Origin of the sequence: Microcoleus sp. Z1_B2 (assembly GCF_036700325.1) — a bacterium.
GTDB lineage: Bacteria > Cyanobacteriota > Cyanobacteriia > Cyanobacteriales > Microcoleaceae > Microcoleus.
Window position 1 is genome coordinate 197903 of record NZ_JAUBOQ010000003.1, and the last position, 23769, is coordinate 221671.

The 23769-nt window shown below is 43.2% G+C and carries 24 protein-coding genes; 11 read left to right on the forward strand and 13 right to left on the reverse strand.

Annotation, left to right across the window (positions count from 1 at the left end):
- Positions 1–187: 187 nt before the first annotated feature.
- A complete protein-coding gene (locus QT984_RS02735; protein WP_333373088.1) occupies positions 188–4945 on the forward strand; it encodes a CHAT domain-containing protein in 4758 nt (1585 codons plus the stop codon).
- A 9-nt stretch (positions 4946–4954) separates the two neighbouring features.
- Here the strand turns inward: QT984_RS02735 and QT984_RS02740 are convergent, their stop codons facing one another.
- The gene (locus QT984_RS02740; protein ID WP_333373092.1) at positions 4955–6733 is read right to left on the reverse strand and encodes an SWIM zinc finger domain-containing protein; all 1779 of its coding nucleotides are present in this window, start codon (positions 6731–6733) and stop codon (positions 4955–4957) included.
- Positions 6734–6996: 263 nt separating this feature from the next.
- Between QT984_RS02740 and QT984_RS02745 the strand changes: the two genes are divergently transcribed.
- Positions 6997–7194 (forward strand): hypothetical protein, encoded by a 198-nt coding sequence (locus tag QT984_RS02745; protein ID WP_333373095.1) that lies wholly within the window; start codon positions 6997–6999, stop codon positions 7192–7194.
- 116 nt (positions 7195–7310) lie between these two features.
- Here QT984_RS02745 and QT984_RS02750 read toward each other — a convergent pair whose 3' ends face one another.
- Positions 7311–9293, reverse strand: a complete 1983-nt coding sequence (locus QT984_RS02750; RefSeq protein ID WP_333373098.1) for an NB-ARC domain-containing protein — start codon at positions 9291–9293, stop codon at positions 7311–7313.
- 694 nt (positions 9294–9987) lie between these two features.
- Here QT984_RS02750 and QT984_RS02755 point away from each other — a divergent pair.
- The 4 genes from QT984_RS02755 to QT984_RS02770 all read left to right on the forward strand — a co-directional run bounded on the left by QT984_RS02755 (position 9988) and on the right by QT984_RS02770 (position 11969).
- Positions 9988–10497, forward strand: a complete 510-nt coding sequence (locus tag QT984_RS02755) for a hypothetical protein (protein WP_333052369.1) — start codon at positions 9988–9990, stop codon at positions 10495–10497.
- A gap of 173 nt (positions 10498–10670) precedes the next feature.
- Entirely contained in the window at positions 10671–11009 is a 339-nt protein-coding gene (locus QT984_RS02760) for a hypothetical protein (RefSeq protein ID WP_333373101.1), read from the forward strand.
- Positions 11010–11093: 84 nt separating this feature from the next.
- Positions 11094–11456 (forward strand): hypothetical protein, encoded by a 363-nt coding sequence (locus QT984_RS02765; RefSeq protein ID WP_333052366.1) that lies wholly within the window; start codon positions 11094–11096, stop codon positions 11454–11456.
- Positions 11457–11510: 54 nt separating this feature from the next.
- Positions 11511–11969: a hypothetical protein gene (locus QT984_RS02770; RefSeq protein ID WP_333052364.1), complete on the forward strand. Its 459-nt coding sequence runs from the start codon at positions 11511–11513 to the stop codon at positions 11967–11969.
- A 422-nt stretch (positions 11970–12391) separates the two neighbouring features.
- On the opposite strand, the gene QT984_RS02775 is transcribed toward QT984_RS02770, so the two are convergent.
- From QT984_RS02775 to QT984_RS02790, 4 genes are all read right to left on the reverse strand, one after another.
- Positions 12392–13252 carry a CPBP family glutamic-type intramembrane protease gene (locus tag QT984_RS02775; RefSeq protein ID WP_333263897.1) on the reverse strand — a complete coding sequence of 287 codons (861 nt, stop codon included), beginning with the start codon at positions 13250–13252 and terminating at the stop codon, positions 12392–12394.
- A 120-nt stretch (positions 13253–13372) separates the two neighbouring features.
- A complete protein-coding gene (gene lpxD, locus QT984_RS02780) occupies positions 13373–14413 on the reverse strand; it encodes a UDP-3-O-(3-hydroxymyristoyl)glucosamine N-acyltransferase (RefSeq protein WP_333340394.1) in 1041 nt (346 codons plus the stop codon).
- A 145-nt stretch (positions 14414–14558) separates the two neighbouring features.
- Entirely contained in the window at positions 14559–14876 is a 318-nt protein-coding gene (locus tag QT984_RS02785) for a YkvA family protein (RefSeq protein WP_333052356.1), read from the reverse strand.
- Positions 14877–15544: 668 nt separating this feature from the next.
- Positions 15545–16816, reverse strand: a complete 1272-nt coding sequence (locus QT984_RS02790) for an SPFH domain-containing protein (protein ID WP_333052354.1) — start codon at positions 16814–16816, stop codon at positions 15545–15547.
- A gap of 162 nt (positions 16817–16978) precedes the next feature.
- On the opposite strand from QT984_RS02790, the gene QT984_RS02795 reads away from it, so the two are divergent.
- Entirely contained in the window at positions 16979–17332 is a 354-nt protein-coding gene (locus QT984_RS02795) for a DUF433 domain-containing protein (RefSeq protein ID WP_333052351.1), read from the forward strand.
- A 113-nt stretch (positions 17333–17445) separates the two neighbouring features.
- Positions 17446–17607: a hypothetical protein gene (locus QT984_RS02800; protein WP_333052348.1), complete on the forward strand. Its 162-nt coding sequence runs from the start codon at positions 17446–17448 to the stop codon at positions 17605–17607.
- 13 nt (positions 17608–17620) lie between these two features.
- Here the strand turns inward: QT984_RS02800 and QT984_RS02805 are convergent, their stop codons facing one another.
- The 6 genes from QT984_RS02805 to QT984_RS02830 form a co-directional block, all read right to left on the reverse strand.
- Positions 17621–17935, reverse strand: a complete 315-nt coding sequence (locus QT984_RS02805; protein ID WP_106331699.1) for a DUF433 domain-containing protein — start codon at positions 17933–17935, stop codon at positions 17621–17623.
- A gap of 150 nt (positions 17936–18085) precedes the next feature.
- On the reverse strand, positions 18086–18421 hold the full coding sequence (locus tag QT984_RS02810; RefSeq protein ID WP_333052345.1) for a XisI protein: 336 nt from the start codon (positions 18419–18421) through the stop codon (positions 18086–18088).
- 14 nt (positions 18422–18435) lie between these two features.
- The gene (locus tag QT984_RS02815) at positions 18436–18744 is read right to left on the reverse strand and encodes a type II toxin-antitoxin system RelE/ParE family toxin (protein WP_242720111.1); all 309 of its coding nucleotides are present in this window, start codon (positions 18742–18744) and stop codon (positions 18436–18438) included.
- Positions 18741–18971 (reverse strand): addiction module protein, encoded by a 231-nt coding sequence (locus QT984_RS02820; RefSeq protein WP_333052341.1) that lies wholly within the window; start codon positions 18969–18971, stop codon positions 18741–18743. The genes QT984_RS02815 and QT984_RS02820 overlap by 4 nt, the downstream gene beginning before the upstream one ends.
- A 357-nt stretch (positions 18972–19328) precedes the next feature.
- Complete coding sequence (gene rlmD, locus QT984_RS02825) at positions 19329–20741, reverse strand: 23S rRNA (uracil(1939)-C(5))-methyltransferase RlmD (RefSeq protein ID WP_333052338.1); 1413 nt, start codon at positions 20739–20741, stop codon at positions 19329–19331.
- A gap of 141 nt (positions 20742–20882) precedes the next feature.
- Entirely contained in the window at positions 20883–21008 is a 126-nt protein-coding gene (locus QT984_RS02830; RefSeq protein ID WP_333274661.1) for a hypothetical protein, read from the reverse strand.
- 205 nt (positions 21009–21213) lie between these two features.
- On the opposite strand from QT984_RS02830, the gene QT984_RS02835 reads away from it, so the two are divergent.
- The 3 genes from QT984_RS02835 (at position 21214) to QT984_RS02845 (ending at position 22815) form a co-directional block, all read left to right on the forward strand.
- The gene (locus QT984_RS02835) at positions 21214–21699 is read left to right on the forward strand and encodes an allophycocyanin subunit alpha-B (RefSeq protein WP_293336342.1); all 486 of its coding nucleotides are present in this window, start codon (positions 21214–21216) and stop codon (positions 21697–21699) included.
- 250 nt (positions 21700–21949) lie between these two features.
- On the forward strand, positions 21950–22321 hold the full coding sequence (locus QT984_RS02840) for a hypothetical protein (protein ID WP_333052333.1): 372 nt from the start codon (positions 21950–21952) through the stop codon (positions 22319–22321).
- Positions 22322–22413: 92 nt separating this feature from the next.
- A complete protein-coding gene (locus QT984_RS02845; protein ID WP_172192721.1) occupies positions 22414–22815 on the forward strand; it encodes a helix-turn-helix domain-containing protein in 402 nt (133 codons plus the stop codon).
- A 123-nt stretch (positions 22816–22938) separates the two neighbouring features.
- Here the strand turns inward: QT984_RS02845 and mazG are convergent, their stop codons facing one another.
- A complete protein-coding gene (gene mazG, locus QT984_RS02850) occupies positions 22939–23766 on the reverse strand; it encodes a nucleoside triphosphate pyrophosphohydrolase (protein WP_333212442.1) in 828 nt (275 codons plus the stop codon).
- Between the last annotated feature and the right edge of the window lie 3 nt (positions 23767–23769).

Sequence of the window (23769 nt, forward strand, 5' to 3'; positions counted from 1 at the left end):
ACTCCTGTGATATCAAATCCCCTACCATCGGAATTAATATTACCCATAGCTTTCGACACGACGCAGTGCCCCGTGTCCCCAAAATTAATCCGGGTAGTCCAAGGGGACTGCCGTCTCCTCTATATCATGTCTGAGTGCAACCGGAATTGATATAAAACCAACATGATATTAACCCAAAAAATGTAACATGAAAGAACAGCTCAACTCTGCTTATCGTCACCTAATTGAAGTGCTACGTACCTGTCCTGATGGTGAAGAGCGAGATATTTTGGATGACTATTCATACCTCATTAATGAAGGTTTATTAGAGGTGATGGAAGAGGTTGCCGATGAGTTATTGGTTGAGGAAAATGAAGAGGGATCTGACTGGCTGCGGAGTGCTGTGGCGCAGATAAAAGACTTAATTCAAATTAGATATGACTTAGCTAATTCTCAAGGCTTATTAATTTTTTTCATAGAAGTCTTAGAAGCAATCAAAGCAAGCGAAGGAGATGCAGAAGTTGTGTATCCTATTTTAGAGAAAAATTTAGAGAAATTAGATGATAATTTTGATTGGTTTTTGCGAAGTTGGGCAACTGACATTTTAGCGAAATTAGAGTCTAAAGAAGCTTACGATATAGCCACTGTAATTAGCACTTTTAGTAGCCTTATTCAAGAATTTACTCTGGGCGATTGTGTAAACAATATTGAAATTGCGATCGCGGGATATCAACAAGTAGCGACTGCGCTCAATCGGGAAGATTACCAGGAGGATTGGTTGATTACTCAAAACCATTTGGGGTTTGCTTATCAAAATCGCCTTGCTGGGAACCGTAGCAGGAATTTAGAAATGGCAATTGAGTGTTATGAATTAGCTTTACAATGTTGTAATGATACCGATGAACCGGAATTATGGAGTTTGATTCAACATCGCTTAGGTTTAGTTTATTTTGACAGAGTTGAAGGTGATTCAGAAGAAAATCTGGAGAGGGCGATCGCTGCTTTTGAATTAGCATTAAAAGTGTGGAATTGTCAAGAGTCTCTCTTAAAATGGGCGGAAATTCAGCATGATTTAGGTTTGGCTTATCTCCACCGTGTCAAGGGAAATGAATCGGAAAATATAGAACTAGGAATTAAATATTATCAAGCTGCTTTGGCTGTTTATCCAAAAGAGGATAATCCTACAGATTGGGCAAGAATTCAAAATAATTTGGGTCTAGCTTATTATAATCGTATTCAAGGGCAAAAATTAGATAACCTTGAAAGGGCGATCGCCACTTTTCACAATGCCTTACAAGTCCGTACTTATACTGATTATCCCATACAGTGGGCAGAAACTCAAGAGAGCTTAGGTAATGCTTATATTACAATTGAAGAGAATCGAGACGACAATCTCCAAAAAGCAATTGAGTGTTATCAAGCAGCTTTAACTGTTTATAGTGCTGAAGAATTCCCGGAACAATCGAGTACGATCCAATTTTGTATGGGAGATGCTTACCGTCAAAAAATAGAAAATCCGGTTGATAATCTTGAGAAAGCGATTGAGTGTTATCAAACTGCTCTACAAATTTGTCAGAAAGAAGAGTTTCCTGAATTATGGGCGTTTATTCATAATGATTTAGGGGCGACATATCTCAGCAGATTCAAGGGAATTCAAGAACAGAATATAGAATTAGGTAGGAGTTTGATAGAGGCTACTTTACAAGTTTATAATCGTGAGGACTATCCCGACAATTGGGCGAACACTCAAAATAATTTAGGATTTTCCTATTACCTTTCTACAACGGGGAAATATTCGGATAACTTGGAACGGGCAATTGCATATTATGAATTAGGATTACAAGTGTATAATTCTGACACTTTTACAGAAGTGTGGGGATTGATACAACTTAACTTAGGAGTTGCTTATTTAGAGAGACTAAAAGGAGATTTTTCCGAAAATATTGAAGCATCAATTGCTGCTTCTCAAAATGCATTAACTATTTACGATCCAGAGACTTATTTAGAAAATTGGTTGAAAATCCAGAATAATTTAGGGTATGGCTATCAAAATAGAGTTAAAGGAGAGCGAGTTGATAACCTTGAGAAAGCTCTCGGCTATTATAAAATTGCTTTAGATGCTTGCTGTTATAGTCAATTTCCTGAAATTTGGGGTTTGCTCAAAAATAACTTAGGAACTTTTTATTTAAGAAATGCTCAAGGGAATCAAGCTGAAAATGTAGAAGAAGCTATTGTTCTTTATCTTACCTGTCTTGAATCTTATCAAAAAGCATTTAATCGTAAACAATGGTCGATGATTCAAAATAATCTAGGGATTGCTTACCTCAATCGCAAATATGGTAGCCGTCTCGAAAATATAGAATTAGCAATTGAAGCTTTTAATAATGCTTTGCAAGTTCGTAATTATGAAAATTATCCCGAACAGTGGGCGGAAACACAACAGCATTTAGGAATTGCTCATAGTGAACGAATTTATGGCGATTCCTTACAAAATTTAGAAAATGCTATCAAATGTTATGAAAATGCTTTACTAATATATACTCGCTCAGATTTTCCTGAACAGTGGGCAATGCTTCAAAATAATATTGGTGCTGCTTATAGCGAACGTCTGCTAGGAGATGAGGATAATAACTTAGAAATAGCCATTGATTACTATCAAATGGCTTTGCAAGTAAACACCCGTCAAATTTCCCCTGAAAATTGGGCAATGATGCAAAATAATTTAGGAAATGCCTATAGGAGTCGCAGTATTGAAAATGAAGTTGAAAATGTAGAAATGGCTATTTTTTACTATAAGTCAGCTTTAGAAGTTTATACTCAGAAAGATTTTCCTGAAGATTGGGCTATGGTGCAATTAAACTTAGGTTATGCTTATAGCGATCGCACTCAAGGAAGTATTGACGAAAACCTAAAACTGGCGCGGGACTATTACCAAGCTGCTTTAGAAGTTTATACTCTCAAAGATTTTCCTGAAAATTGGGCAACTGTACAAAATAATTTAGGTTATCTCTACCACAATTTAGAGCAGTTTACCGAAGCAATTCAATACTTTAAGTTAGCATTAAAAGTCAGAACTCCTCAAGCTTTCCCCCAACTTTGTCTGATTTCGGGACAAGTTTTAGGTCAAATTGCCTTCAAATTAGGACTATGGAGAGAAGCTATTGAAGGGTATTGTCTTGCTATTGAAGCTTTAGAACAATTGCGAGTTTGGGCTAATACCGATCGACGCCGCCAAGAAATTTTAGGAGAAGATATATATCTTTATGAACATATTGTACAAGCATTAGTTAATACGAAAAATTTTCCACAAGCTTTTGAATATGTAGAACGTTCCCGCTCTCGTCGGTTAGTAGATTTAATTGCCAGTAATGACCTTTACTCTCAGGGAGATATACCTTCTGAAGTAGAAGAATATTTAGCAGAATTTGAAGGAATTCAACGACAGATAGATTGCGAACGTTCCGGTTTAAATAAATCAAGTAAAAAGCAGAAGTTAATTGCAGTTAGAGCTAAGGATCTAATTGATATGGATTGTACACGCAATCGAGCAGCTTTAGAAGCCATTAGTGAAAATATCCAAGGTTTAGAAAGTGAAAAACAACAAATTTGGGAACAACTAAGACGTTTAGATCCGGTTTTAGCGGGCGAAATTCAAGTCATTCCCCCTAATTTAACCGCGATTCAAGAACTCATCGATCGCCCTACTACAGCTATACTTAATTTTTACACTACTGATGAAGATACATATATATTTGTTTTGCGACAAGCCGAACTAAATTTGTACAAAACAACCAGAAAACGAGGAAACAACTTACAAAAATGGATTAATAAAAATTGGCTAACACCCTACTTAGAGGCTGGCGATTCAAGTAAATCAGCCCAAGAGCAATTACAATGTAAAGCTAACTGGAGAAAGCGAATTCCGCAGTTTTTAGCGAAACTTTCCCGCCGTCTGCAAATCGATAACCTGATTCGTCAGTACCTTAATAATATCGAGGAACTGATTATTGTTCCTCACCTTTGCCTACACCAAATTCCTTTTGCTGCTTTACCCTTAGAAAATGGTCAATATTTAGGAGATAAATTTCTAATTCGTTACAGTCCTAGTTGTCAAGTTTTAGAATTTTGCCACAAACGTCCACCTGTCAACGATCGACTAATGTATGGTATTGTGGAAGATGCAACGGAAGATTTACCCTGTGCAAGTTTTGAGGGTGAACAAATTGCCAAACTGTATAATATTCGCCATGAACAACACTTACGAGGACGTAGCCAAGCAACGGTCAGCAACTATCGGCAACTTTCTTTACAAGTCCAGGGAATTATCTCTAGCCATCATGCTCAATCTCGCCTTGATAATCCGTTAGAATCCCGACTGCAATTGGCAGATGGTAGCATTACTTTGGGGCAGTTAATGACACCGGGCTGGCGGCTTCCTCATTTAGTTGATGTGTTTTTATCCTGTTGTGAAACAGGGTTAGGAACTACGGAAATTACTGATGATATTTTGACATTATCGACGGGCTTTTTATGTGCGGGGGCTCGGAGTGTTGTGAGTACGCTGTGGGCTGTAGATGATTTAGCAACAGCCTTATTTTCAATTTTTTATCACAAACTTCGGCAGCAAGGAAGTAGCCGCCCAAAAGCATTGCAGCAAGCACAAATAAATTTGCGATCGCTCTCTGGATCAGAATTTGTCGCTTGCTATTCTCCCCAACTTGGTGATTTATTAGAACGCAAATTTGAAGAGGCGGAGGGCGATCGCCAGTTTGCAGAAAACCAGCGTAATTCCTATCCCGAAGGTTCCCCCGACTATCTGCAATGGCTACAAGAGGAAGAAAAGCGGGCCGAAACAGCAACACGCAATTACAAAACTTTGCAACGACTGGAAATAATTAGTTGCTTAGATTTCCCTTTTGCTGACCCTTTTTATTGGGCCGCTTTCACTTGTTCCGGTTTACGGTAAAATTCCGCCTCAATCTAAATCTGGACTCTTCAGCATCCCCATTAACTTCCGCTTCCGATTGTGTACTTGCATAAGTTGAGAACGATAAGCACACCACTGAAGATTTTGCCCCATTTGTAAATAGGCAGCGCGGGCTTTTTCCAACCACTTAATTGCACGATCGTACTCCTCTGATTTCCCCCGATCCATAATCGATTCAGCAAGCCGACAAGCATTGGCGATCGTCCAATCGGGGCGGTGGGCGATCGCAGCCCCCATTACTCGGTGAACCAGTGCCGATTCGTAGCCACTCAAACCATCAGCAACAGCGATCGCATCTTCAATAAGCCCCTCATAGAGAAAAATATCAACCTGTGCTTCAGAAACTCCCCAACTTCTATCACTTTTCAGAGTTGCTAACAAATTTGCTTTCACAGTTGACCAACTGTTTCCTGCAAACTCCTTCACTAAAAGATAATCGGCAAAGGATGGTTTGATTTCAAAGACGCGCATTCTAGAATTTAATGCAACTTCGTTTTCTCCCAACTCAACAGCCAACTCACTCGTCCAAATTGCTAGTTTATAAAGGCAATTGCCTGACAAATTCAACCCAGTTTGAGCAATTTTTAGAGCTTCAGCTTGGGCTTGCTGTGCTTGTAAACTTTGAGCGAGAGCAAAAGCATCTTCCGCTGAGTTCATCTGAGTAGCGGCAGCTTTCACTGCTTCCTCTACTCTCCCCAAACGACTTAACATCGTCAAGTATTGTTGAGAGCAGTTTTCTGCTTGCGCTAAGTATAAGTATTCTTGATAGCGTTCCTGGCGATCGAGGATTTGCAAGCGAATTAATGCTAAGCTTTTAGCACATTCTGGTGCCTCATTAGCTCCTATTTCTTGCCCCGTAATATTTCCTTGAAGTACCTCTTGAATTAGGGGGTCATCCCAACCTTGGCGTAAAGCTTTCAAGCTCATGCTGAAATCGCAATCCCATTCATCTTGCCAAGCTTTTAACATCACCTGGAGATCGATCTCTTCTTCAGCAGTTAGTTCAGCCGTTAAAATGGCTTCTGTCCAAGCTTCATCCAAAGCGTTAGCTATATCAGAACTTTCAGCGCCATATTCTTCTACGTCATCCCAATCTTTAACGCAAGCTTCGGTGATGGCTTGTAAAATTACTAAGGCGTTGTTACCATCTCCCTCTGCAATCAATTCCTGTGCTTGCTGAATCACATCTAAAACTTCTTCTGTAATGGGGTCTTCTTCCCCCCATCCCTCGTCGAAATAACGCACAGCATTTCGCAAAATTTGTCGTACTTGTTGTCGAAAAGGAGCCGGATTAATGGATGTACGGCGGGGTGTTTTAGTAGGTGGCTGTGGAGGCGTAGGAATAGCAATTAAGTTAACGTATCGTTCGATCGGATCGATGAGTGAGGGTTCTTTTTCTACTAAATGTTGTATTAATTGCTGGGTTTGTACATCGTTGAGGCGATCGAGTAACTGTTCCAGTGTGGGGCGCTGCTCAATTATTTGTGGTTGTCGCAGACATAATAACATGGTAGCAACAATATGTTTACACCACCCAACGCCATCGTAAGCACAAGTGCAATTTGATGATGCCACATTAGCGTCATCAAAGTTTATCGTAATACGGTAAGGTTGCACAGCAGAACCCTCCACTATTGCTTGCACGATATTGCCACGCAGGACAGCGCTAGTAACATTACCCGCTAAATAGTAAGTTTCACCGCGCTTGAGGGAGGCGGCAGAGGTATTATGCTGGATCGTCGCTTCACTGAGTTTGGGAATTGGCATGAGACTATGCCTGAGCAATTAAAGGATTAGACTGAATTTTACCTCAGAGATGTACTCTGCCTAGGATTTAATTGCGTCTCAATGTAAGATTTACAGAAAATTTAATAATCCGTAAAGCAAGCACTGAGAAGGTTTGCAGCTTGATGAGGGGAAATTTTTTCTGAAAATTTTGCATAATTGTTTCCCTACCCCCTGGTTAATAATAGAGCGCAGTTGGCCAACTAGCTTCTCCCTTATCCCTTTCTTTGACGGAGAAACGAGCTGTGATACCTATAGTTTCATCTACCCCCCTGACATTATTAGTAATGGGGGTTCCCAATGCTGCGGGAAAAATCATCGCCAATATAGAGGCAAGTTTAGTATCAACCGTTGGTAGTTATCCATTGATGGAAATTGCCCAAGCTGAGCGCAGAACAAAATGCAGTTCTGAAGAGGACGATCCGATAGTTCCTCCGAACTAAATAACTTTAATTGCTAGCGATCGTTCAGTAGGGTGCGTCAGCTAGTTAAATGGTGAAGTAGGAGCGAAAAACTGAGAACTACTGACGCACCCTACTGTAATTTAATTAAAATTTAATTAATTAGGTTCTCTGCCCGAAGCACTGAGCCTCTCGCGGGCAAAACTCTTCCAAATACTTAATTCTGGAAGTTTCCACGCCACACCTTTTTGTTGTTGGTCTTGTGCAGAGCAATTCAGGCATTTTTGCCAGCAAGAAAGAGCTGCTATTGTATCCCCTTTTGCTTCGAGAACTTGTGCTAGCAAGCAGTGTGCAATAGGATAGGAGTTATCTAATTCAATTGCTTTTTCCAAGTGAGTCTCTGCGTCACTGTAAAGTTGCAGTCCTAGATAAGCCCATCCCAGATTTTTGTGGAGCGTGACTTGCACCATTTTGTCATTAACTTGTGGCAAAATGGAGAGAATTAGTTCTACCGCTACGTCAAAATTTTCGCTGAGAATTTCCAATCGAGCTAAATTATTGACAGCAGCACCGGCAGCGCGACTGTTTTTATATTCTGCTGCTTTTTTGTAGTGCTGGCGAGCGTTGGGCAAATCTTCGAGTTTTTCGTAGGTTGACCCTAAATTGTAGTTAGCTGCTGGCAGTTCTGGATTGTAGCGAATGGTTTGTGTTAAATAACATTTTGCCGTCTGTAACTCACTCTCTAAGTATTTCTTGTAACCAATTTGATTCAGGTATTTAGCAATTAATTGATGGGTGACAAATCGCCTAGCCTGCGGGCTGACTGTCAGGCGTTCTTCCCCAGACTCGGTGAGGGCTTGCAGGAGCGATCGCTCAATTAGAATTTCTACAGCCCGTTTCAATTCTGATAAGTCTTCAGCAAATAGGAGACTGGATTGCAACTCGCTAAGGGTGGCGGGTTTATTGCTCGCCAAACAAGACAATACTTTTACTTCTAATTCATGAAAATCCTGAAATTTTTCCTCAAAATAATCTCGGACAATGCCCTCAATAACCGAGGGAGTTTTTTTGATGAGTTGTGCTAAATTGCCCGCTAACATATCTTGAGCGTGAGTGACAGCTATTTTTAAAAGGAGGGGATTGCCGCCATATAGGTAAATGAGTTCTGATAGTAAATTACTCTCTGAAGTAGAAACTTGGGGGGCGGATAAAATGATTTGTTTGGCATCCTTTTCTGGTAACTCACTCAGTTCTAAAGCTCGACAATGTAAGGTTTCTTCTGCTAAATTATCGATTTCTATAGGGGGAGTCCAACTGATGAGAAGCAGGCAACTTTGGTGAGGGGTTTGTGCTATTTGTTGGAAGAGTTCCCGGTAACTTTCGTATCCTGGGCGGTATTGTCCTAGTACCTTTCCGCTTTCGAGGATAGTTTCGACTTCATCGAAAACTAATAAACAGCGGGTTAAACGCAAATATTCTATTAATTGGGAGATAAGTGAGTTGCTGGGTTTGGGAAGGTCGATTTGTGAATGATGAGATAGGAATTGCAATAGCTCTGGCAAGAGTTTTTCAAGGGGGGCAGAGGTGGCGATATTTCGCCATATTATGGTTTGAAATTCCCCTTGAATTTGTTGTAGAGTTTGGGTAGCTAATGCTGTTTTGCCAATCCCTCCCATGCCACAAATTGTGACTACTCGACAACGGTTTGTTACTATCCATTTTTGGAGAGTTTCTATTTCGGAATTGCGTCCGTAAAAAGGTTCTTTAGCTGGGACTTCTCCCCAATCAATACGCGGTGAGAATTGAGGGATAGTTGTGTCTTGAAAGCGGGTATTCTCTACGGTTGGAGCAACTTCGCGGTCGCTTGTGGCATCGTGACGGTTAGTGGAAACTTGTTTCTGGTATTCAGTTACGAGAATTTGCTGGAGTTTGGCTAATTTTCCAGGCCCAGCACCTTGAACTTCAAATTTTTTATACACTTCTCCCAGGCGTTTTTGTAAGGCATCTTTGCGAACGCGAAGCTGGTCTGAAATATCAGACATGGATTCGCCTTTGATTGCTCTTGATAAGACTTCAAATTCGTTTTCGGAAATGCCAACTTTAGTGGCTAAAGTTATTAAAAAATCTTCGGGAAGTTTCATACTACGTTGAATACAGGTATTACAAAGCTGGCGGTTCTACTCAAAGATAGCTGGGAAAGGAGGGGGCGATCGCGCGAAATCAGCGAACACAGGAATTTTGGCAGTAGAAACAGAGGTTTCTGGGCTGTAACTTGATTATATGGGCTTTTTTCTCACTTATCACGCGATAAACGAGATAGACAACAGAAGAACTGAGGGGTGGGGCAAGCTAAGACTTCTGGGCTGTAACTTGATTATATGGGCTTTTTTCTCATTTAGAAGTAGGTAAAGGAGATAGACAACAGAATAATTGAGGGGCGATCGGCTGAAATTTGGAGCAGTTGCTCGATCGGGATACTTGATTGGTAGAGGTTTAGAGCTTGTTTAAGCTGCCATTAAAGGGGCTAGAGCGTTTTGCAATCGACTTTTGAGAGCGTCATCTCACTTAATGAGTTTTTTTTGAGCATTAGCTTGACAAACTAGAACTATAGTTGATACATTAATCTCAGTTAGGCGCGGTGGATGTTTCAGAAAGTCGGCGCAGCCGGAGAGCTTTCTGAGTTCAGCGAACCTGAATACAGTTTCCCCCTCAGCTTTGCATAATTTTTGGGTTTGACCCTGGTTAATCAGTAGATGTCGAAACCAGATTTACCTGTGAAAACTGCTGGACTAAAACAACTTACGAGCATCGTTGCTGATTGGAGAGTAAAAGGCCATGTTTAGGTGCGTCAAGTTGATAACCGCTTTACCTACGATCGCGCTTCTGTCTGTTTTCAATCTGTTTCCGAGGGCGATCGCCCAAGAATATCCGGGGTGTTTTCAGTTGAATTCTGAAAGAAAACAGTATGAATCTCTCGATCGGCTTTGTCGATTTCCCAAACCACCTGAAAACCCGCGGAAGCCAGACCCTTTTAGGGTTCAGCTTGTGAATGGACTGGAGTTAACTGGATTAGCGATGGAAAATACAGGAACTCAGCGATTTCTTGTAGGGCGGTTGACCAACAAGCAAAGTAAGACGGCTAAAGTTCAGTCTATCAGCGTCCAATTTATCGATAAACGAGACGGAGCTGTAGTCGAATTTTTGACTGTTGGGCTTGGCGGTGTATTAACCCCCAATCAGGGTTATGAATTCAGGAGAATTATGGATAATGCTCTTCAACTAGGCGATCGTAGTAACAATGATTTGTCTATCAAGTTTTTGGAGTGGAAGGAGGTAAGAGACTAGAGACCAAACTTAAACACCTACCAAATACTTCAATAAATTAGTAAAAATTCATGAAATGAGTAAATAAATTTTTGGGCTTGTTTCATTGAAGGCTTTTGTTAAAGGGAAGTTAAGGCAAAAAAACAAAAATCTCTGATTTTTAATTCCTCTATATACAGACTAGGAGCGACATTATGGACGAGTTTGTTAGGAAAGCTGCTGGACTAGGATTGCCTGTAATTTTACTTATAATTGTGATGGCAACTACAGGTTTTGCAGGAGCGGCCGCGATTACGACGGCTTTGGCAATGTTAGGTGGGCCAGCAGGAATGTTCGGTGGCATTGCTTTGCTGGGCATCATCGGTTTAGCGACAGAAATGTTATCTAAATACGGTCTTGAAGCGCTGTTAATTGGAATTTACAGGCAGCGCATTCAAAATGGAGAATCTCATGCTGCAATTTGCAAAGAAATCCGCCAATTACCAATATCTGGAGATTTGAGGCGGAGACTTGGGGAAGAGTTTGGGTTTTAGTAAATATGAGATGAGCAATTTTATTTGTAAATTGCCCAAGATAAATCGCTGCTAATTGCTTAGAGAATCAAATAGGAGGAACAGATGGAGAGCGAATTGATTGGAGAGGTTAGATTACGCAACTGCCACCTCGTCTACCGTGAAGGCTCAAACTATCGAGTAGATGTGATTAAGGCTCAAAGACCTACAATCGTATTTACAAAAAACATTACTTGTGAAGTAGTGGAGTATTTGTACAATCAACTCAAGGGACATCAAGTTAATAAAGATGAAGCAGCAGATGTCTTAAAACCTGTTGCCAGAAAGTTAGATTTACCTTACAGCTATGGGCATCAGCTTTCCTATTATACGCAGGAGGTTTTAGTGGTACTTGTGGCGATAGGTAGAGCAAGTTTGAGTCAACAAATAGGTCGAGGTTGTTGTTATACAATTTTTCGGACGTGCTAAATCCTAAAAGGAGGCGATCTAATAGCTTTTCCGAACCGCCAATAGACAATAAGTATGAAATCTAATCAACTCATCCAAATCAGCGGTACACCTGGTCAAATTGTGGGGATTGTTCCAGTTCAAAGTAATGGCACAATTACGGTTAAATTGGCCGGCGAAATGTTACAAATCAGCTCGGAATCTTTTTTCGGGTTAGAAACAAAAGAAGTGTTTATTCCGATTGAGGATGTTAGAGCGATTGAAACAGGAGAGGGTTGTACTTGGTGGCTGTTTTGGGTAGGAATTCCGACTCTCAGTATTTTTATCGGTGTTGTCTTTATTATTCTTGCCTTCATTGTCAAACAGCGCTATCTCACTATTTACAGTAGTCGGGTTAATGTGATAGTATTTCACAGGAAGGGAGAAAAAGTGGCTCAGTTTAGAACTGGTGTTTTAGAGGCTCGCTATTCTAAGTCTCTGGCGATCGCTAAACCGCCAATGCCACCACCGCCATCGCGTCCTTTGAATATTTGATTCAAGAGAGTAGATATCATATCAAATCCGCGCTTGATCGTCGGGCGTAAAATCGAGTCAACATTCAACACTCAAGCATCATTGAGTTTTGCGATCCAGAGTTAACAGTTAACAGTCAACAGTCAACTATTATGAGGAGTGCAACCGGAATTGATCTCATAATCCAAATCTCCTGAGTTTATGGTGCTCAGCAAAATAAAAATGCTCGTGGTGCGGGCCCCATATCCCGGATGAGGAAGACGCTTATATAGCAATCCTTGCAGGAGTCATAAATTTTTTAACCCCACCCCAACCCTCCCCTTGGTAAGGGGAGAGAGTAAGAAATTCACACAGGATTTAGGATTGCTATACTATCATTTCTACCACAAATCCAGGAGAGCCAATCTTTTATAAGAAACCGGATTTTTTAGGGTAAGTCTTATTTAAATTAACAAAACTACGGCTGCTGTTGCTAGCAGTAGCAGAATTCCGGCTGCACCGGCTAGGGGTTTTGCTGCTATTCCTGTAATCCATTCTGGTACGGTAGAAGTAGGTTTAATTGCGCCTTCTGTATCTACGGTAGTTATACCCCAAATCCAAGCTGCGTGAATGCCGATCGCCAATCCTAGACTGCCATTGTCGGCGATGCGGGCTAGTGTTAAAACCATCCCCATCAGCCACAATCCGGGCAGTTGCGGTAGAGTTTCTTTGGCTGCCCAAATTAGGTGGGCGATCGCAAAAATGAAACTGGCGATCGCTGCTGCGATTAGCATTGAGTAATCTTCCTGGAGGATTGTTTGCAAGCAGCCGCGAAAGATTAACTCTTCTGTGGCGCTAATCCACAGTGCTAATAACAGAGTCAGCAGACTAGCAGGGGTAAAAATTAAAGTCCACAAATTAATTTTTTCGCCTGTTTCGGTGGAAGTTTCGCTTTTTTTTAGCTCGATCCAGCCTGCGGTTAATTGCAGGCCGAATAAAATTACTAAGCTGATTATTCCTAATCCTAATCCCCGCATTAATGACATCAAAGTTGCGGGTTGCCAATCCCAACCCCAGTTAACAAAAGATGTATTTTCGATCCAACTTGTCGCCCATAAAATGAAGGGGACAATCACGTAGAGGGAAGCTAGTAAAGGTAGTTTTTTGTTTCCCAAGGGTTGGGGCGGATGCCATTTAAGGGCGATCGCCAGCACAATCGCTGCGGGAAGCCACACAACCATCCAAGTCGAGAAAAAGAAGATTATTTTGACAATTGCTGGTATTGACGGCGACATCAATTGCAGGTTGTTTATACTATTCCACATTTAATAGGTTGCAACTATAATACTGTTGGCTGTTGACTGTTAACTGTTAACTAATGACTAATGACTAATGACTAATGACTACTGCCAACTGCCAACTGACTACTGCCAACTGCCAATTGACTACCGATCGAGCTTGCGCTGAATTTGCCTCAAAGATTGGTACATTTCCGGCAAGCGGTTGTAGACGGCTGCGGCTTTCAGAAATAGTTTGTGGGGAATTGCTGGAACACCCGTCACGATCGCACCTGCGGGCACGTCGCTGTGAATTCCGGCTTTAGCAGTGGCGATCGCCCCATCTCCGATTTTGGCTTGATTAGCAATTCCTACTTGACCTGCCAAAATTACATTGTTGCCAATTTTTACTCCGCCAGCCATGCCAACGTGAGCGGCAAACGCGCAATTTTTCCCGACTTGACAGCCATGACCTACCTGTACTAAATTGTCGATTTTTGTATTTTGGCCGATGCGGGTTTCTCCGACAGCGGGCCTGTCGATCGTGCTGTTGCAGCCAACCTCAACGCCCTCTTCTAATACAGTGCAGCCAGACTGCTCCATTTTCACCCATCCTGTGGCTGTCGGCACGAACCCAAAACCTTCGGAACCGATCGCCGCACCGCTGTGAATCACGCAATTTGCCCCGATGCGAGTACGTTCGTGAATGACACAATTAGCGTGTAAAACAGTGCCTTCGCCAATTTCCGCATCTGGGTAAATTACGACATTTGGATGAATGCAAACGTTGCTGCCAATTTTGACTTTTGCTTGAATAACGACGTGGGGGCCGATATAGACATTTTCACCAATTTCTGCTGAGGGGTGAACGACGGCTGAGGGATGAATTTCGGATGCTGGGCGAAACGGTTGATAGAAAATGGCGATCGTTTCAGCAAACAGCAATCGCGGATCTGGTGCGGCAATCCAAGCGATGTTGCGATCGGTACATTGAGCTTGGAGGCTTTCATCTAAGGGTAAAATTAAAGCCGAAGCATTTGTAGTGGCTGTATGAACGGCAAATTTAGCACCTTCTATGTAACTGATTGTGCCCGGTGCAGCTTCATCAACTGGGGCCGCGCCTGTAATTTCTGGATCGGTAGCAACCGACGCTGTGAGGGTGCGACTGGTGGCTAAATTAAGTCTTCGTACTATGTAGCTAAACTTCATCTATAAAAATTTGTTGTTAACACAGATTGACCATAGTTAAAATTACCAGCTTTGGAGCACGATCTGAGCAGTTGCCATTTAAAAAACAAAAACCCCGATTTCTTGAAGAAGTCGGGGTTGTAGCGCTCGATTATTTTTGGAAAAATTATTTTACAGAAACTGCATCTACGTCAACGGTGCTGCCTTTGGCTTCAGAATAAGGGGCACCGGTGGCTTCGGATGCTGAAGCTGTCTCTGTTTGGCGGGATTTAAAGTAGTCGATCGCCATTTGCGACACTTCGGAAATCAGCAAGACTGCAATTGCCACGTCGTCAATTTGTCCGATGACGGGGAGAAAGTCTGGGGCTATGTCGATCGGGCTTACCAGATATGCCAGGGTTCCCAGAATAATCCACCAGCGGTACTTGGGGTTGCGGAGGGTGTCGCGATACCAGTTGTAAACAGATTGTATAGAAAAGCTCATGGGGTTGTCCTCTACTTATATTTTCAATCTTGACAAATTCTCGCTCGAAATGCTTGTGGAGATATCCCCCCTAGGGTTGGCAAGAGACTTCTACCTGGGAGTATAGGGAATTGGGGCGGGAGAAGGTGTCAATCGATTTTAGATTTTAGATTTTAGATTTTAGATTTTAGAATTGAAGCATTGACTTGCGCGAGATAAATTCGGGGCTCCTTTATCGGATACAGGTTTTTTATTTCTGGACGGATGAATGCGGGGGCTTGTATCCTGGATGCTTTCGGTCAAGCTGTGTGGGAAGGGCGGGGACTCGTGACAACGCCCCTACAGAAACCTGACTGATAAAAGCCGATGGAATTTATCTGTGTTTATCTGCTGTTTAAAAGCATCTTCATCTATTATATCATGTCCGATCGATCGCGCATAATACACAGGCCGGGGCGGGTTTTTGAGATTGTCGGTTTTTGGCAAATATTATTGGTGAACCCGCCCCTACAGCAATCATGGTAATCGACCGGACATGATATTAGTTGTATATCGTGATTAAAGCAAGTTACTCAAATTGGGATTTTTAACCGCAGATGTCAGCAGATAAACACAGATAAACACAGATAAACGCTGATGGGATTCATTTGTGTTTATCTGCTGTTTAAAAACATCTTCATCTCTCTCACTCACGAATTTTGAAATATCCATTTTTGGTCGCCGATCGCAATTTCGCAGCCATTTGGCAGCCAAAAAGGCTCGTTAGCAGCCAGCCTCTGCCCCCCTACAAAAGTGCCGTTGGAACTGCCGCTATCGACAAGCTGATACCGCTGTTTGCCAAGTTCGTCAGTGGCCCGGCGGATTTGAGCGTGATAGCGCGAACTTTGCGGATCTTGTAATACTAAAGTGTTGGTTGGTTCGCGTCCAATTGTAAAGGGATTGGCCGTTAGGGCGATCGCTTCTCCAGAAAGTTTGTAGATTAAATATGCGGTTGTTTTGCGATCGCTGCTTGCGAGTACCGTGGGTGCAAGTTGGGGAGGATTTCTCCCCGCAGGGAGGCTGTTTTGAGCAAGTTGTTGTGTTAGTTGTTGTAAATCGCGATCGAACCCTGCTGCTGTGTCGGAAGCTGGAAGACTCGCAGGAGAATTACCTGAAATTAAGTTTAACTGCTGTACGGGAGATTGAGGAACAATCGGACGGCCTGCTTCGGCAATTCTCATTTGCAGGGCTGCGGCATTTTCTGCTTCCTGTCGGGCACTCATTCCCTCAACTTGGCGAATAACTCCGTTGGTTTCGGGAAAGCTGACATCGCCAATTCGCACGTCTTCTAAGTTAAAACCTAGAGTATAAAAATCTTGGACGCGATCGAGCAAATTTTGGCGCAGCAACAGCCGTCCTTGACTAATAAGCTGTTGTAGGGGTATTTGCCCGATCGCTAATCCCATACAATCCTTAACTGCACTTGCTAAAACAGCTAGAGGATCGGACAATTCCAAAGCTACTCGTTTCGGATCTATAACTTGATAAATAACAGTCAGAGTGGCATCAATTAAAAACCGATCCTTAGACAAAAAATCTCCGTGCGACTGTACATCCAAATTGCGGAGTTTGGTGTCTACGATGACAATTTGACACTGTTCCAGCAGGGGAAGGGCGAAGCTGAAATGCCGCCCGGATTTCAGGGTACGCACGGCGCGGCCGTTTTTGACCAACAAACCCGTGTAACCCGCCCCTATAAAGTCCATACTAAACCCGGCCCAGCGTTCTGGAGTCACGGTTTGAATCAGGGGAGAAGCGTTGTTCATGGGAGGGAGTTGAGGGAGGGGAGATTCTATTTTTAGGGTAACAAATTGCTGGGGGCGAGCGATCGGGCGGTGTGCCGGTTCCGCAACCTCTATTCTATACTTCTGGACTCCCCCCGATTCAGGCCGGACTGGATCTAGTTTGCATCTAGTTGGCACTGAGGGCGATCGAAATACTGTTCGTAGGGTGCGTCAGATCCGAAAAACTTGTTGAAATCGAAAGAATTAATGTCTAACGCACCCTACTATTTCCTGTAACTGTGACTATTTGTGCTAATATTAAAGAGCTTAAAAATTACCAATTAATAGCCTTTAACTATAATGTCTAAGGAATCCGTCATCACAGAACATATCGAAATTACGCCTGGGGTACTTGGCGGTAAGCCACGCATTGCTGGCCATCGAATTGCTGTAGCACACATCGCCGAAATGTATCTGAAAATGGGAATTTCTATAGAAGAAATTGCCGGCAAGTATGACTTACCACTTGCCTCAGTTCATGCTGCAATGACCTATTATTACGATCGTCGAGAAGAAATCGATCGTCACACTGCTGAAAGTCGAGCTATTGTGAAAGAATTAAAGCGTAATAGTTTACCATCTCCGTTACAAGAAAAATTGAGGGCAATTAGAGGTGAGTCAGCAAATTCGTTTTCATTTAGACGAACATATTGACTCTAATATTGCGCGCGGTTTACGTCGTTACGGGATCAGCATCCGACCGTTTACGCTGGGAGCAAGCCAAAATTAGCAGATGTCGCAAATTCAGAACTCACTATATATTATTCATGTTATTTACCACATTATTCTATTTCTTGCTTTACAACGAGCCTGATGAAGTAGAGGTAGCAAATGCGATCGCCCTTTCATTCCCAAAAAGCGATCGCCCTAAAAAGGAATGTACTCAACAGCATTCATCCATTCATCGGATTCTGATGCTAAAGCAATGAGTTCCAATGCCACTTACAACAACCCCTTAGCTCGCATTCTCACGAAAAATGGTGAAGGCGAAAGCAGAGATTTTTCCTGTTGTACCTGCTCCCATTCCGTCCGAATCTCCTGCTCAATTTCAGCTTGAAAGTCAAAGTAATAAGCCATTGCTGCATGAGCCTCCGACTGCATCAAATAAGGATGCTGGCGGCACATTTCTTCCACTGACCAACCGTAAGCTAGATAATCCATCACAATCTGAGCAACCCGCACGCGGGGTATCCGCTGCAACCGTGCGGGTTGACCCGCTACTTTCTCGATATGAGGATAAATTAAAGCTGATGTCATTGCTTTTTGGATCTATCTCTACAGGAGCTTAGCATAAATAGTATTATAACAGTCAACAAAAATGAAAATAATTAAACAAAGCGATCGCCCTTTCATTCCCTAAAAGCGATCGCCCTTGTGACAAGACATTATAAGTGCGATCGCCACAGCCTAAGCGACACCATAGCTCGTAAACTGCCTTGCATAGGGAGGCTGAAGCCCCAAAACAATATCCTCCCGCGCCACACCCATCAGCACTAACTCCTCAGCAATCAGTTCATCGGTTTGATTGCGTTGAATCCAGACTTTCCCATCTCTAATATCTAAGTGGATCGGGCAACTATAAATCCGATTGTGACCGTCCCAACCTAAATCTACTATCTGATAATGGTCATGTTCGGTGTCAAACAATACCTGGATTTCACTGTCGCCATTGATAGGTTTAGTCTTGCTATATTCCATCAGGAAAGTGCGAACAATTTGCCGATATTTAGCTAATCGATCCATTCCACAATCACCTCTTAATCTGGTGGTTTCTCTGTAACTCGCTCTTTCCAGTATCCTGGTTCTCGATTGCAGTGCATTACTGCCACAATTAAAATAAAATCATCCTCTATGGTGTAGAGAATTCCATAAGGAAACTTTCGCGTTAGGCAACGGCGAATATCTTCATCAACTATCGGCGAACGAGTTGGAGATTCGACAAGACGGAAGATAGCATCTTCAACGGCATTAATAAAAGCTTGCGCTAATTCAACTCGACGCTCTGTATAAAATTGGACAGCTTGAGCATATTCAGTTAATGCTGCCGGGTGAAAAACGTACCTCATTGTGCTATAATCTGCCTAATCTGAGCTAACGCTTCTTCTCCTGGAATTGGCTCAACCATACCGCTTCGGATTTCGTCGCGACGCTGCTTAGCTTCCACAGTCCACAACTTTTGAACTGTTCCGTCTATATCAAATTCAAGACTCTCAACTAGCATCTCTGCTAACTGCGCTCTCAACGCATTTGGCAAAGATAAAGCTTCTTTCATCAGTTGCTCAATTGATAGCATAATGGTATCCAAACTAAAATCGCTAAGTAGTTAAGTTGAAAAGGAAGCAAATTGTACAATTTTGTTTGATTATAGCCTAAGTCGGGGCGGGTTTACTAGGTTATTGGTATGAGGCAGTTATGGTGGGTAAAACCCGCCCCTACGCGATCGCCAATTATTCGATCGCGAATCAACCTTTTATATCGTGCCTGTTAGCTTCGGTTGAAAAGTGTTTTTGATGCTGTAGGGGCGGGTTCACCAACAATAATTGCCTGTAATCGACAATCTCATAAACCCGCCCCCACCCAATGATAAATCGCAATCTACCTCTTTCTTGATACAAGATGAACATACATAAATGCCATCATGTCCACCTACCTACCGCACCAAAAACGCCGCACACTCAACATGAGAAGTCTGAGGAAAGAAATCCGCCGGCTGCACTCGCGCTAACTTATAATCCCCATTTTCGCACAAAATCTTCAGGTCGCGAGCCAAAGTAGCCGGCTTGCAGCTAACATAAACAATACGATTTGGTTTAATTTCCTTGATAGCTTCCAAAACCGCGCGATCGCACCCTTTCCTCGGCGGATCTAGCAGCACAATATCCGGTGTCAATCCCAAGGAAGGCAGCAAACTCTCTACAGTTCCCACCTGAAAATCGACATTTCTCACGTCATTTAACTCAGCATTTAATTTGGCTTGTTCGATCGCCGCCGGTTGCACTTCTAAACCTATCGCTATTTTTACTTGTTTTGCCAAGGGTAAAGTAAAAGTACCAATTCCGCAGTAAGCGTCAATCAAAACCTCATTTCCCTGCAAATTCAATTCCCCTACCATCACCTCTAACAACGCTTCAGCCGCCTCTGTATTTACCTGAAAAAAAGTATCTGCTCTTAGCTGAAAATTCATCCCAGCAAAGCTTTCTCGCAGATAAGAACGACCCGCAATGCAGCGAGTTTCAGTTCCAAAAATCACATTAGTTTGAGCGGGATTTATATTCAAACAAACCCCTGCCAGTTGAGGATATTGTTTCAGCCATTCTGATGCTTGCTCTTCGATTCCCGGCAAGTCTCCAGTGCGAACTATTAAAGTTAGCAGCATCTCGCCGGTGCGCCGTCCGATCCGCAAGGACAAATGACGCAATTCTCCTGTATGTTTCTTTTCGTCGTAAACTTGCCAATCCCGCCAGTGGATGTCTTCTTTGACTTCTTTTAACAAAGGATTGAGGCGCGGGTCTTGCACCGGACACTGATTGAGATTGACTAATTTGTGCGTGCTTTTTTGATAGTAACCCGCTTGAACTTGACCTGTCGCAGATATTGCCACGGGATAAGTCGCTTTGTTGCGGTATCCCAAAAATTGGGGAAATCCCTCGATTTTTCCCGTTAAAATTTCATCGACTTGCAAATTGCTAAATCCGCCAATCCTTTCTAAGGCTTGAATGATTTGATTTTGCTTGGCTGCAAGCTGATATTGATAGTCTACGTGCTGCCACTGACAGCCGCCGCACTTGTCGGCGACAATGCAGTTAGCTCGGATGCGGTGTTCGGAGGTTTCGAGAAGTGTGTCCAGCTTGCCTGTAGCATAGGTGGATTTGACTTGGACGAGGCGCACAAGGACTCGATCGCCCGTCACGGTATCGGGCACAAACACTACTAACTCACCAAAACGACCAACTCCGTCGCCGGTGTCTGTCAAGTCGGTAATCTCTATCTCAATCAGTTGACCTTGCTGGCAAGGGTTTGCCAATTTCGTCGAGTTTGGGGTGGGGAATTTAGATTTGGTCACAAGTAGTCGTGGTAGGATTTAATATGGTAATGCAATATCGCTCTCTCTTTCCTGAGATAAGTCGTAGCGAAGAAGCGGGGCGTAAGCCGTCGCACTCAAGCTCAATTGCAGGCTGTCTTCCTGCTGCTGAACGTCTTGCTGCTAAAGCCAAGCTTCAACCGGGGAGTCGAGCTTGCCGCGAGTTGCCTCGATCCCGTCGGTGCGATATGCTGTTGGGGCGATGTAGCAAAAACTCGTTAAACAGTCCAACTGTCTGCTGACATCCAAACTCTCACTCGCAATTTTTGAGTTTTTCCCGCAGTACCCTGGAACACAAGGAAACTGGCTTGAACATCAAGCATAACGCTTGGGGAGATTTACCCTCTACTTCTAGGATTGATAAATGTTAGGAGCAAGGCAAGTCTGCGAACCAAGAATCCCGTCGCTAAAAGATGGGAATGTTTATTAATGTTATCCTCAAATTTGAATAACAATGAGCGTAGTTAGCCAATTTATTCTCCAAGCCGACGACGAACTTCGTTATCCCAGTACCGGCGAACTCCAAAGTATCAATGATTTCTTTAAAACCGGAGAACAGCGGGTGCGTATTGCTACTGCGCTGTCTGACAGTGAGAAGAAAATTGTTGAAGAAGCTAGTAAAAAACTCTGGAAAAAACGACCTGATTTTATCTCTCCTGGGGGCAATGCTTACGGCCAACGCGAACGGGCTTTGTGTCTGCGCGACTACGGCTGGTACTTGCGCCTGATTACCTACGGTATCTTGGCGGGTGACAAGGAGCCGATCGAAAGCATCGGTTTGATTGGCGTTCGGGAAATGTATAATTCTCTGGGCGTTCCTGTTCCTGGCATGGTCGAAGCTATCCGCTGTTTGAAGGAAGCTTCTTTGGCTTTGCTCAATCAGGATGATGCTAAGGAAGCAGCTCCTTATTTTGATTATATTGCTCAGGCAATGTCTTAATTGCTTTGGCGATCGCTTTCATGAATGTGGCGGAGCATTCGCGGGTGATTTTTGGGGTGATTCGATCTCGCAATTGCTCGCAAATGTTTCGCTTCTGTTTTGGGCAAGGAAATCTGCCTAATTTCTGCTAGGAAGCAATGCAGTTTGAGCTTTCCCAGATTTCGAGAATGTCTTGTCTTTCAATGCACATTTGATTTAAAAAGTCAAGTGTTTTTGGGAGACATTGTTTTTTGAATTTCCGGCTGTCGTAGTGAATAGATGTTTTGAGCTGCGAGAGTTCTCCAAGAGTGGGGCAGGTTTGGATGTGATGGGCGATCGCATTTTGCCATTCTTCCAGCTTCCGGTAGCTGAGAAATTGTCCGCCTCTGTCCCGCCGGTGCACGAAAACCACGAAAGCCCAGGATTCGACTCGCTTAATTTGATTTTGGCTGATTTTGAGCAGTTGGGCGATGGCTACGCCCCGGCTTACGCCTACGACCTGACGGTGATGCGGAGCTTTTTCGAGGGTTGGATGCGGCGAAACAGTGGTGTCATGGCTGTATACTCAGGGGTTGAGAGGCAAGTTCGGTTTAGAGTCAATTACATATTACTATATCAGACTCTTATTGCACAAGTGCAATGAAATTAATTTAAACTTCTTCAGCTCAGATGTTGCTCGTGCAACCCTCAATCATTGATGCTGTGCTAGTTTGAGAGTTAACGTAGGTGGGAAAAATGTCAGGACTCTCTAACAAAGCTGTGGTAGACAAAGAGCAGGAATTGCGTCCCGTTCGCTTCACTGAAACGGGGCGGATGCGTTTGGGGAAGATTTTAAAAGCAGCAAGACAGACAACAGGCTGGTCTGTCAGCGAAACAGAGTTCAAAACCAAGGGATATGAAGAGGCGCTGTTCACAGCTACAAATCAACCCGTACCCAAAGATGTGGGTATCAGTGCCGCAACAGTCAACCGTTACGAACGTGGGAAGCTGGATAATTTGGATTGGCGATCGCTCTCTCTGTTATGCTTTGTCCTCAAGCCGATCGATCCGGTGACTGGGGAAGCCCTGGAACCGACAAATGCGCTTTACATCGCGTGCGAACATCCGCCGTACAATGACGCGAAGCTCTACGAGTAGTTGATTTTTGATGTCTGATTAAAGAAAATTAGTTAGATTGGGAGTTTTTAACCGCAGAGGGCGCAGAGGGCGCAGAGTTAGAGAAGAGAGAGATTAATCATTCTGATACCCACGGATTTGATATTACGCATCGCCCTTTTGTTTAGCAATTAAAGCTTTAGCTTGCTGCCACAGAGATTCTAACTCTTCTGGGGCATAATCTGACAAAGGTCGATCGCACGCAGCCTCTACCTTCGCAAACCGCTGCACGAAACGATCGTTTGTTCCTTGCAAAGCAGCCGACGGATCTAAATCGTACCAGCGAGCTAATTGAATCAACACAAACATAATATCTCCCAATTCTGACTGCTGCGCTGCCTGATCCTCGTGTTTGAGAGCGTGCTCAAATTCTGCCATTTCTTCGTGAAATTTATCCCAAACGCCGTCTACACTGTCCCAATCAAAACTCACTTCCGCAGCTTTTTGGGAGATTTTCATCCCGGCGGCTATTGGCGGCAAAGTGCTGGCATAACGGCTCATTTTCGAGGCTAAAGTTGGCGGCTTTTCCGATGTTGTGCCTTTTTCTGCTGCTTTGATTTTTTCCCAGTTTTCGTTGACTTCATCGACGCTGTTGATTTCGACATCGCCAAAGACGTGGGGATGTCGCCGAATTAGTTTTTCTGTAATGCCCGCAGCTATTTCGGCGAAGGTAAACTGATTGGATTCGCTGGCAATTTGAGCTTGCAGAATTACCTGTAACAGTAAGTCGCCCAATTCTTCGACGATCGCATCTTTATCTCCTTTGCGAATCGCATCGGCGGTTTCATAAGCTTCTTCGATTATGTGAGGAATTAGAGTTTGGGGAGTTTGAGCTAAATCCCAAGGACATCCGCCGTCGGGCGATCGCAATTTAGCTACAACTTCTATAAGTTCTTCGAGTGCTGTGAGCGATCGATTGTGGGAATTAGACATCGG